At 45.3% G+C, this 10,434-nt stretch carries 10 protein-coding genes; 3 read left to right on the forward strand and 7 right to left on the reverse strand.

The window, feature by feature from the left end; all coding sequences use genetic code 11:
* Positions 1–19: 19 nt before the first annotated feature.
* Genes DWW03_RS16730 through DWW03_RS15955 form a run of 3 tightly spaced genes read right to left on the reverse strand, consistent with a single transcriptional unit; the run spans position 20 to position 1,405 of the window.
* Positions 20–190: a hypothetical protein gene (locus tag DWW03_RS16730; protein WP_181989639.1), complete on the reverse strand. Its 171-nt coding sequence runs from the start codon at positions 188–190 to the stop codon at positions 20–22.
* A 2-nt stretch (positions 191–192) separates the two neighbouring features.
* A complete protein-coding gene (locus DWW03_RS15950) occupies positions 193–621 on the reverse strand; it encodes a DUF3408 domain-containing protein (RefSeq protein ID WP_007478184.1) in 429 nt (142 codons plus the stop codon).
* A gap of 1 nt (position 622) precedes the next feature.
* Positions 623–1,405 carry a ParA family protein gene (locus DWW03_RS15955; protein WP_117775583.1) on the reverse strand — a complete coding sequence of 261 codons (783 nt, stop codon included), beginning with the start codon at positions 1,403–1,405 and terminating at the stop codon, positions 623–625.
* A gap of 561 nt (positions 1,406–1,966) precedes the next feature.
* On the opposite strand from DWW03_RS15955, the gene mobA reads away from it, so the two are divergent.
* From mobA to mobC, 3 genes are read left to right on the forward strand one after another with little or no spacing between them, the layout of a single operon-like run.
* The gene (gene mobA / locus DWW03_RS15965) at positions 1,967–2,389 is read left to right on the forward strand and encodes a conjugal transfer protein MobA (protein ID WP_004309974.1); all 423 of its coding nucleotides are present in this window, start codon (positions 1,967–1,969) and stop codon (positions 2,387–2,389) included.
* A complete protein-coding gene (gene mobB / locus DWW03_RS15970) occupies positions 2,374–3,642 on the forward strand; it encodes a conjugal transfer protein MobB (protein WP_007566686.1) in 1,269 nt (422 codons plus the stop codon). The genes mobA and mobB overlap by 16 nt, the downstream gene beginning before the upstream one ends.
* 18 nt (positions 3,643–3,660) lie before the next feature.
* Positions 3,661–5,670 (forward strand): conjugal transfer protein MobC, encoded by a 2,010-nt coding sequence (gene mobC, locus DWW03_RS15975; protein ID WP_007478174.1) that lies wholly within the window; start codon positions 3,661–3,663, stop codon positions 5,668–5,670.
* A 43-nt stretch (positions 5,671–5,713) separates the two neighbouring features.
* Here mobC and DWW03_RS15980 read toward each other — a convergent pair whose 3' ends face one another.
* From DWW03_RS15980 to DWW03_RS16005, 4 genes are all read right to left on the reverse strand, one after another.
* The gene (locus tag DWW03_RS15980; RefSeq protein ID WP_118407042.1) at positions 5,714–6,730 is read right to left on the reverse strand and encodes a nucleotidyl transferase AbiEii/AbiGii toxin family protein; all 1,017 of its coding nucleotides are present in this window, start codon (positions 6,728–6,730) and stop codon (positions 5,714–5,716) included.
* A 9-nt stretch (positions 6,731–6,739) separates the two neighbouring features.
* Positions 6,740–7,441: a DUF6088 family protein gene (locus DWW03_RS15985; RefSeq protein ID WP_004309978.1), complete on the reverse strand. Its 702-nt coding sequence runs from the start codon at positions 7,439–7,441 to the stop codon at positions 6,740–6,742.
* A gap of 946 nt (positions 7,442–8,387) precedes the next feature.
* The gene (locus DWW03_RS16000; RefSeq protein WP_004309979.1) at positions 8,388–8,798 is read right to left on the reverse strand and encodes a hypothetical protein; all 411 of its coding nucleotides are present in this window, start codon (positions 8,796–8,798) and stop codon (positions 8,388–8,390) included.
* 154 nt (positions 8,799–8,952) lie between these two features.
* Complete coding sequence (locus tag DWW03_RS16005) at positions 8,953–9,579, reverse strand: Crp/Fnr family transcriptional regulator (RefSeq protein ID WP_004309980.1); 627 nt, start codon at positions 9,577–9,579, stop codon at positions 8,953–8,955.
* Positions 9,580–10,434: the final 855 nt, after the last annotated feature.

Raw genomic sequence — 10,434 nt, forward strand, 5'->3', positions numbered from 1 at the left:
AAATGTTTATCTTTAATTATCAATCACTGTAAACCTTTTTCAGGACGGGACAGTAGCCTGAAACCCCGTTTCGTGGAAGCGGCGCATCATCCGTTTTGCCCGGTGATGTCCGGCTGTCCGTGTAGCGATACCACAGCCACAGGGCGATGTAGTACACCAAAAGCCCGGTAAGTATGCAATAGATTACCATAGTCAGACAGGCTTTTGGAAGTGGCTTTCGTACAGGGTGTTTATCTCGTCTTGGTACTGCTCGAAGTGGCGCAGCAGAATGTTTTCCACGTAGCTGCTTACCGTCACCTTTCGCCCGCCTATCACCGTCACGATACGCATCAGCTTCTCATGCGTGGTTCGGCTCACGTACAAGGGCTGTCGGTCTGCCAGTTCCACTTTCTGAAAGTAGGTTTCCCGGTAGTCGCCCGAACCGCCCTTGCGCTTGCGGGGTGTCGGTTTCTCTACTTGCACTGTTTCAGCCTGCCGTCCCTCGTGGGCGGTTTCCGTTTCGCTGCCGGGCTGCGGTTCATCATCCGGCTGGCTCTCCCGCTTGGCGGGTACACCCTGCGAGATAAGTTCCCGCATAAAATCCTCGTCTATCTTCGGCATCCCGCCGCTTTGCTTTGCCATATCATTTTAATTTGATGTAGTACACTATTTCGGTTATCAGTTCTTCCAAGTTGCTTCCCCTTACCAACGGGCGGCTGGCGGGAAAGAGCGTGGAGCGGAACACCGCCTTTTTATCCGCCACCAGTTCCTTTTTGTAGCGTTTGGTATCGGGGATAAAGGTTTTCATCAGCGGCAGTTCCAGTTCCTTAATGGTCTTGTCGTAGGCGGTGTAAAGGTCTGTTTTCTCCCTACCGTCCACCATGTTCCAAAAGAGGTACAGCCCTGCAAGTCGGCAGGCTTCATTCTTCACTAATAGCTTTTGGATAGCCATTGCGAACGACAGGCTGCTTTCCAGCACCACCTTGTCGGCTGAAATGGGGGTGAAAATGTAGTCCATGCCCGCAAGGGAGTTTATCACGCCCTCGCTGTTCACCGTGCCGGGCAGGTCGAAAAACACTATATCCGGCACGTGTCCGGCGGCTATATATCCGTCAGCCGTTGCAATCGCCTTTTCGGGCGAACTGCACAGTACCGGGTAGGCTTTCTTCCCCAGCCGGGTGAACTGTTCATACGCCATGCGCTTGTAATCTTCATCCGCCCCGACCTGCTCGGCATCCCGCTTGCGCATCCCGGCAATGGAGTGCTGGGGGTAGTCGCAATCGACCACCGCCACATTGTAGCCTTTGAGGTAGTATAGGTAACTCGCCGCCAGCACGGTACAGGTGGTTTTGCCGACCCCGCCCTTTTGTGTGGAAAAGGCGACATAAAGGGGTGTTTTCTCGTTTTCCATATTGCTTCCGTTCATTATTGGTTGATAGATTTGTTTATTGCTTTCAATCATTCTTTCCATATTGCAATCTTGAAATATTGAAAGACTGTTTTATTTCAATCTTGTTTTCCTGCTTTCATTCTTTCTTGAAATATTGAAATCCTGCAATCATGTTTTATTGAAATCCTGCTTTCAATCATTCTTTCCTGATTGGAATATTTCTTTCAATCTTGCTTTCAATATTGAAATCCGATGCAAAAAAAGGGAGAAAAAACGTCCCCTGAAAACCTTGTCCCGATTTGTCCTGCGCTGTCCCGTTTTGTCCACCAACCACCTATTTTACAGCATTATAAATCACCGTTACTTTGCAGCGGAGTAACGAACCGCAGGGGGCGCAGGTGTAAAACAGGGCTGGTGAATGGCTGGGCTTACCGTTCCACGCTAACCCCAATCCGTCCGTGACGGATTTCGATTTTCGTCAGAAAATAGCAAGGTGTGTTCTATGGCACATAGAACCGTTTTCCGTGCCTGAAAACGCCTTGCCCCTGTCGGGGGTAAAAATCACTCCGAAGTCGTAATTTTTTAATCCAAAGAAGCATGGAAACAAGAAGAACCAACAAGGGCGGTCGCCCCGCCCTCGCAGACCCGGCGAAGCATCGCCATGTCCTTTACCTGAACGACCGGGAGAATGCCCGCTTCCTCTCGCAATGGGAGCAGTCGGGCGTCACGAGCAAGTCCCGTTTCATCGCCGCCCGGCTGTTCGGCGAGCCGTTCCGGGTGGTGAAAGTGGACAAATCGGCAGTAGAATATTGCGCCCGGCTGACCGAATTTTATGCCCAGTTCCGGGCGGTTGCGGTCAATTACAACCAAGTGGTAAAGGCTCTGAATAGTAACTTTTCGGAGAAAAAGGCACTGGCTTTTCTCTATAAACTGGAGAAAGCGACCACCGAACTGGCTGTGTTGAACCGTCAGGTTATCGACCTGACAAACGAGTGCAGGGAACTATGGTTGCCAAAATAAGCACGGGCGGCAATATGTTCGGCGCACTGGCATACAACCAAAACAAGGTGGACAGCGGGGAAGCAAAGGTGCTTTTCTCCAACCGGATGCTGTTGGGCGAGGACGGGAATTTCTCTATCGGCGAGTGTATGCGCAGCTTTGAAATGCAGATGCCCGTCCAGCTATCCACCAAGAAGCCGATACTTCATATTTCCATAAACCCGCACCCGGAAGACGTGCTGACCGACCGGCAGCTTTCCGACATCGCCAAAGAGTATATGCGGAAGTTGGGCTATGGCGACCAGCCTTATCTGGTGTACAAGCATACCGACATCGACCGCCACCATATCCACATCGTGGGGTTGCGGGTGGACGAGAACGGCAAGCCGCTGAATGACAAGTTCGAGCATCGGCGCAGCAAGCAAATCACCCGTGAACTGGAGCAGAAATACAACCTGCACCCGGCAGAACGAAAGGAACGTGCCGAACGCCCCGAACTTAAAAAGGTGGACTATGCCGCCGGGGACGTGAAGCACCAAATCGGCAACACCGTGAAAGCGGCTTGCTATGGCTACCGCTTCCAGTCGTTCGGGGAGTACAAGGCTTTGCTTGCCGCTTACAACGTGTGCGCCGAGGAAGTCAAAGGCGAGATAAACGGCAAGCCCTATCAGGGCATTGTCTATTCCGCCATGAACGACAAGGGCGAAAAGGTGGGCAACCCGGTAAAGGCTTCCCGCATCGGCAAGTCGGTAGGTTATGAAGCGGTGCAGCGCAGAATGGAGAAATCGGGCGAAGCAATTAAGAACGGGAAACTGAAAGAGCGCACCCGGAAGATTGTAGCCACTGCCATGCAGACCGCCCGCAGCCGCAAGGAACTGGAACGACAGCTAAAGAAGCAGGGCATTGATGTGGTATTCCGTCAGAACGACAACGGGCGCATCTATGGCGTTACGTTCATCGACCACGACAGCCGGGTGGTGCTGAACGGTTCACGCTTGGGTAAGGAGTATTCGGCGAACGTGTTCAACGAACGTTTTTCGGGCGAAACCGGAAAGATACACCAGTCCGAAGTGGCAGCACCGCAGCAAGACCAGCCCACGCATCAGGAACAGCCGGGCTTCACGCCGAAAGCCGACATCGTTTCGGGCATGGCTTCCGTGCTGGGTGCTTTCGGCGGTTTGCTGGGCGGCGGTGCATCAGGCGGTGACGAGCCGCAGGACACCGACCGCCAAAAGAGAAAGAAGAAAAAGAAGCGCACAAGGCGCATCAACTAACTTAAAAACATTACAATCATGCAACAGGAAGATGATTTGAGAGGGCTTGCAAGGGTCATGGACTTTATGCGGGCTGTCAGTATTCTATTCGTGGGAATAAACGTGTACTGGTTCTGTTACTCCACCCTGAAAGAATGGGGAGTGACGTTTGAGGTGATAGACAAGATACTGTGGAACTTCCAGCGCACCACCGGGCTGTTCTCGTCTATCTTATGGACAAAACTATTTTCGGTGGTGTTCCTCGCCCTGTCGTGTATCGGCACTAAGGGCGTGAAAGAGGAAAAGATAACGTGGGCGAAGATACATTGCAGCCTTGCGGCGGGTGTCGTGTTGTTTTTCCTGAACTGGTGGCTGCTGGAACTTCCGCTGCCACATACGGCGGACACTGTGTTTTATATCGCCACGCTGTCGGCGGGCTATATCTGTATGCTCATGGCGGGTACGTGGATGTCCCGGTTATTGAAAAACAACCTCATGGATGATGTCTTTAATACCGAGAACGAAAGTTTCCAGCAGGAAACAAGGCTTATCGAGAACGAGTATTCTGTAAATCTGCCTACCCGGTTCTACTATAAGAAGAAGTGGAACAATGGCTATATTAACGTTGTAAACGTTTTTCGTGCGAGTATCGTGTTAGGAACGCCGGGCAGCGGGAAGTCATACGCAGTAGTAAATAATTATATAAAACAGCAAATCGAGAAAGGTTTTGCGCTCTACCTGTATGATTATAAGTTTCCTGACCTTTCGGAAATCGCTTACAATCATTTGCTTAACCACTTGGACGGCTACAAGGTCAAGCCGAAATTTTACGTTATCAACTTTGACGACCCACGCAAGAGCCACCGATGTAACCCTATAAACGCCAGCTTCATGTCGGACATTGCGGATGCTTATGAAGCCAGCTACACGATTATGCTTAACCTCAATCGAAGCTGGATAAGCAAGCAGGGCGACTTCTTCGTGGAAAGCCCGATTATCCTGCTTGCAGCCATTATTTGGTATTTGCGCATCTATCAAGGCGGCAGGTATTGCACGTTTCCCCATGCCATAGAACTGTTGAACAAGAAATACGCTGATGTATTCACGATTTTGCGCAGTTATCCCGAACTGGAAAATTACCTTTCCCCGTTCGTGGACGCTTGGGAAAGTTCGGCAGTTGAACAGTTGCAGGGGCAGATTGCCAGTGCAAAAATCCCGCTTTCAAGGATGATTTCACCCGCCCTTTACTGGGTAATGACGGGCGATGATTTTTCACTTGACATCAACAACCCGAAAGAGCCTAAAATACTGGTTGTCGGCAACAATCCTGACCGCCAAAATATCTACTCGGCAGCACTGGGATTATATAATTCCCGTATCGTGAAGCTGATAAACAAGAAAGGTCAGCTTAAAAGTTCGGTGATAATAGATGAATTACCAACTATATATTTTCGGGGGTTGGATAATTTGATTGCCACCGCCCGAAGCAACAAGGTTGCGGTTCTGTTAGGCTTTCAGGATTACAGCCAGCTTACCCGTGATTACGGGGACAAGGAAAGCCGGGTTATCCAAAATACTGTGGGTAACGTGTTCAGCGGTCAAGTAGTCGGTGAAACGGCGAAAATCCTTTCCGAGCGTTTCGGAAAGGTGTTGCAGAAACGGCAGAGCATGACGATAAACCAACGGGAAAAATCCACCTCGATAAGCACCCAAATGGACAGCCTGATACCCGCCAGCAAAATATCCAACCTCACGCAAGGTATGTTCGTGGGTGCTGTGGCGGACAACTTCGATGAACGGATAGAGCAGAAGATTTTCCACTGCGAAATCGTGGTGGACAACGAAAAGGTGAAGCGGGAAACCGCCCATTACGTGAAGTTGCCGCAGATTATCGACTTCACCGACAAGGACGGCAACGACCGGATGCAGGAGGAGATACAAGCCAACTATGACCGCATCCGTCAGGAAGTCAGGCAGATAGTCGAGGACGAGATAACCCGGATTAAGAACGACCCGGAGTTATGCCACTTGATTAAGGAGGAAGAATAGCTATATATAATAATGTATGGAGTGAAGAACAGCCGATGTAGCTTTACGGTTGTTCTTCATTTTGCTTTTTGGTGCGGTAGGCTTCAAAACGCACTAATATTTCGTGCAGGTTCTTCAATGCTTCCACAGCCTTGCCTATCGGCGGCATCTTGCTTTTGTCGAAAGTCAGTTTCTTCAAATCGGTAGTGTACGCCGTAGCCACTTCGGGTAACGCCATGACCGCTTCGGCATCCTTGAATATCGGAGCATCAGCCAGCGACAAGTGCGAACGGGAGTTTTTGTTTAGCCCGTCCTCTATCGTCACCCGGTACATGGCATCCAAGAAATCTTCCGAATGTAGGTAATCGTTATATCCCTGATTGTGGTAGAGTGCCGACAAGTCGTAAACGTCACGGATATGCTTTGCCAGCAGTGCGGCTGCATCCTCATTGTAAGACAGCTTTACCAGCCTTGAAACCTTGTCGCAGATAGTCTTTCGGGGGTTGATACACTGCGTTTCAAAACTTTCCAGCCCGTAGGTGCTTATCAGTTCCTCTTGCCCGATGCTTTCAAGAAAGGCGGTCACAATCGGTTTGATAACCCGCTTGTCCGCCGGGTAGAACATCAGTTTTTTGTCCGGCAGGTCACAGGATTTTATCTCTACTTCCAAATGTTCTTTCAGTCCCACGCCTTGAAATACATTGTCATACGAGAAATACAGTTTACGGTAATTACCGCCCGTTTCCGACAAATCTTCCTTGTATATGTCACTATTGAGTTCGGCTATGTATTTGGAAAGTTTCTTGTTCAATGTCTTTTCTGCCTGCTTGGACGCACCTTTATCACCCGTGAACACGAACAAGTCCAAATCTTCCGAGAAACGTTCTATCAGCCCGTAGGCTTTGGAAAGTGAAGTTCCGCCTTTGAAGTAGGTCTTATCCGCATATTCGGACATGGAAATATCCCGCAGTATCTTCGATACCCAGTAATCCTTTTCCACGTGCGACTGCTCGTAGCCGAAATGGTCAGCCGCCAGTGCGATGATTTCCTTGAACGCTTCCTTGTCCGAATGTAAATTCATATTTCTGTCCTATGCTGTTTTATAATCCAAGTTGAACCGTGTCGTGGGAAGAATGGTCTTTGCCATTTCCGTTTGCAATACGGTTTGTCTGATGTCGCCCAGTATATCCGCCACCACCTTTCTGACACGTGGCGGGTAACTTTTCGCCAAAGATACGATTTTTTCCAGTTCCGGCAGGCTGTACCCGTTGAAATATTGGCTTTTGACCCGGTTGTAGATGTCCTGCCCGGTTGTTCCGGGTATGCGCTTCATGTCCTTTATCGCATCGAGCAGCCGCAAGTACGGGACAAGGCTTTCATCCGGATAGACCATGCAGTAGGCTTTCACGCACTCTATATCCAAGTTCTTGAAACGGAAACGGCGAACCGGGTTAGGAGTGGCTATCGTTATGGTTGTGGCTACCTGTTCGGTCAGCCCCATTTTGTTATAGATGTAAGCCCCCGTGATATAGCCGTTCAGTTTTTCAGTCAGGTAGCGGAACTGTTCATCCTGATAGACAGGCAGCTTTCCCAGCCCCAGCACTGATTTCTTGGGACGGTAGTACGCCCCCTTTTCAACCCGTACCAGTACCCCTTTGCGGCTCTGTTCGGAAAGTAGCACCGCAACATTGGCGGTCTTTTCCGTTTCAAACGATAAATCCCGGAACGTGAATATACGCCCGGTATCTATCCGTTCAATCTGCCCAAGTATCTCTTTTCTGAATGAAGCCATATTTATGTCCTTTGTTTCTATATGCAAAGATAGTATATTATGTAATCACCTGCAAAAACATAACAAAGATTTTGCCGAAGATGTTTTCTTTTTGTCGTGTCACCTGATAATAGGAGAATAACGGAAACTCAATCAAAGGCTTGCCATACGCTTCATAAACGCTTCACAAATGGCTCACAAGTATAATGCGATCTTTGTAAAACTGTTGATTATAAGCCGAAAACAATATATACAAATGGCTCACAAATGGCTCGTTTAAAGCAAGCGATTAACTTCGGTCTGTACCCGTTTTAAATCTCCAACCAACAGTTGGAGATTTACCGCACCCGGATAATTTCAAGCTCCGCAGGACAAATTCGGGCATCCCTTGCCCCCGTTTTTAGTCGCTATCTGTAGACTGGACTATTATTATACCATTCAATAATCAAATCATTATCGTTATTATGGACATTTAAAGTGAAAAAGATATTCCTATAATGATTAAAGCAATAGATGCAAATATGTATCTATATCTTTTTGTAGAAAACATTGCTCCTATACAAGAGATAGATACAGCAAATTGCATACATTTTAAACTTAACTCTGTAGTCTTAAATATACACATAGACAAAAAAGATAATGCCAAAACAAATAGTATAGCATTCAATATATATTTCAGTTTCATATTCCTTTGATTTACATTGACCTTATTAGCAGTAGCATATAAATTGCTCATCCTAACCCAATAACCAATCCTATACAAAAGAACAAGGTGAATCTCTTTTCCTTGTGTTTCAGCCCATAGACCAGCCCGATAATAGCACATAAAGGAATATTAGATGAATCTGCATTTTTTCCTTTATTTACAAGGTATTTATGACTTTCTTTGCTCAATTTGCAAATCTCACGGTTCTCATTGTTCTGTTGTAGCATACATTTATGCAACTTAATGTTCCCATGATTCAGTTTAATCTATTTTCTCTAATTCAATTGTAGCTACTTTCTCTTTATCTGGACTAATTTCATTCTGTATAATGGTTATATGTTTTTGGGTATAGCTTTTGATAATCCAAGGGGCTCCACCCAAATATAAAGCATTGCTATTAAATGTGATATATTTCCCTTCTATTGTATAAGTAATATCAATTTCATCGTAACCTTCCCAATTTACTTTCCCTTTCCGAGTATCTACAAATTGCATACCGACCCCCATATTTTGTACTGTCCAAGCCTCACAATGCCCTGTTCCACGCCATGAAGTCTGATAAAGTGCTTCGGGGGTTAATTCATTTGTCTGTTCATTATCATCGTCGCAGCTTATAAAGCTGAATGTACAGAGGAATAGCATAAGTATTCCAAGAATTTCTTTTGTTTTCATATTCTTTTTTTTAATCTCTTGTTTAACTCATTCAATCTTTATTTTGTCTCTTCGTTGAACCAACCAAAGATAAGACAAAGATAAAAAGAAGAATTCTTTGGCAGATTAAGATACTCTTGGAATATTGTTATAATGTAAATTTCTAAACCTATGTTTATTTTTTGTTGTCAAAACTTTGCTTGCGTCTGATTCGGCTCATGTGTATGGGTGTAATTTTAAGGTAGGATGCTATTTCTTTTAGTGATACCATTTGAAGGATTGCAGGGCATTTTTTTAAAAGTTGGAGGTAACGCTCTTCCGGTGTGAATCTGAATAAATCCAAATAACGTGAATATGATTGGAAAAACATCTGTTCGGCTGCGATACGGGCTATCCGTTGGTTTTCATTATTTTCCTTGAATTTTTGCTGTAAGAATGTAGAAGAACAGATGTAAATCTCGCACGGGATTATCGCCTGTATATTCAATTCTGATTTCATGCCATATAAGCAAGTGGGATAATCGGCTATAAATTCATTTGGAAAGGAAAAACCGACATTATACGGCTTGTTTTCTGTCCGGTTGGTGCAACTGTATTTGACTACGCCTGATAAGATAAACCCGAAGAAAGAACAGGCATCACCTTCATGGAGAATAAACTCATTCTTTTTATAATGTCGTAACTCTCCATGTTTCAGACACAACTCCTTGAAGAAGTCTATGTCTATGTTACTCATATATGAATTGAATTCGGCTATCATTTGTATATAAGAGAAATGTATAAAAAATATCTGAATTTCCATGTTTGGAGTTTAGTCTGTTTTTTGTCTATATATCCAAACCGTACTAAACTTTTTTCTGTTGACTGCAAGATATAAGTACTGGCGAAAAGAGTAAGAATAAAAGGTATTTCTTTTTGACAGTATTACTTTTAATAATTTGAGGAGGAAATAATACTCTAAGTAAAGGCTTATTCTACCGTCCGAGAGCTTATTTTGCTCCAGCTTGGGGTTTTCTTTCGTTTTATTTTCTAACATTGCCATTGTTTAGAGGTTTTATCTCGATTTAGGTGCCGTAACCGGGTAATTACACTAAATAGTTGATTTTCTTTTGTTTTCTGCGGATGCAAAGGTACAAAAGAAAATGATATTTCAAAGTGTACTGAATAACAGAAAATGGCAAAAATAGAGAAAAACAGAAAATATTCAAATGACTGATAATAAGAAAGATGAATTATTTTTATTCTATAATCTCCATGTCTTGTATCGGCATTGGCATTGGGTGGTAAAGAAGCAATAGATAACATCCATATTCTAAAAACTATTCCCTACATAGAAATGTCACTCCAATCTATCGGGGATTTGAAACGAGTGCAATAACAGATTACTAACGAAGCGCGATGACGCTTAAACAGTGTTCCCCGCTAATCCATTAAAGGGTTCACATATGGTTCATACTCGAATGATTTTCTTTTGCAAAATATGCAAATTACTTGAGTTTTAGCTATTTCAAAAAACGACCAAAGGGTTCACAAAGGGTTCATCGAAAGAGAGTGAAATCATTCACTCTCTTTTTTTATGCCCTTTTCAATTCTGCAACCAATGGTTTGTCCCGTCCTGAAAAAGGTTTACAGTGATTGATAATTAAAGATAAACATT

The sequence above is a fragment of the Alistipes sp. AF14-19 genome, from assembly GCF_003461645.1.
GTDB classification, from domain to species: domain Bacteria; phylum Bacteroidota; class Bacteroidia; order Bacteroidales; family Rikenellaceae; genus Alistipes; species Alistipes shahii.

Bases quoted from the DNA above. Each gene is read 5' to 3' on its own strand.
- DWW03_RS16730 (WP_181989639.1), bottom strand. From the start codon at position 190: ATGGTAATCTATTGCATACTTACCGGGCTTTTGGTGTACTACATCGCC.
- DWW03_RS15950 (WP_007478184.1), bottom strand. From the start codon at position 621: ATGGCAAAGCAAAGCGGCGGGATGCCGAAGATAGACGAGGATTTTATG.
- DWW03_RS15955 (WP_117775583.1), bottom strand. From the start codon at position 1,405: ATGAACGGAAGCAATATGGAAAACGAGAAAACACCCCTTTATGTCGCC.
- mobA (WP_004309974.1), top strand. From the start codon at position 1,967: ATGGAAACAAGAAGAACCAACAAGGGCGGTCGCCCCGCCCTCGCAGAC.
- mobB (WP_007566686.1), top strand. From the start codon at position 2,374: ATGGTTGCCAAAATAAGCACGGGCGGCAATATGTTCGGCGCACTGGCA.
- mobC (WP_007478174.1), top strand. From the start codon at position 3,661: ATGCAACAGGAAGATGATTTGAGAGGGCTTGCAAGGGTCATGGACTTT.
- DWW03_RS15980 (WP_118407042.1), bottom strand. From the start codon at position 6,730: ATGAATTTACATTCGGACAAGGAAGCGTTCAAGGAAATCATCGCACTG.
- DWW03_RS15985 (WP_004309978.1), bottom strand. From the start codon at position 7,441: ATGGCTTCATTCAGAAAAGAGATACTTGGGCAGATTGAACGGATAGAT.
- DWW03_RS16000 (WP_004309979.1), bottom strand. From the start codon at position 8,798: ATGAAAACAAAAGAAATTCTTGGAATACTTATGCTATTCCTCTGTACA.
- DWW03_RS16005 (WP_004309980.1), bottom strand. From the start codon at position 9,579: ATGGAAATTCAGATATTTTTTATACATTTCTCTTATATACAAATGATA.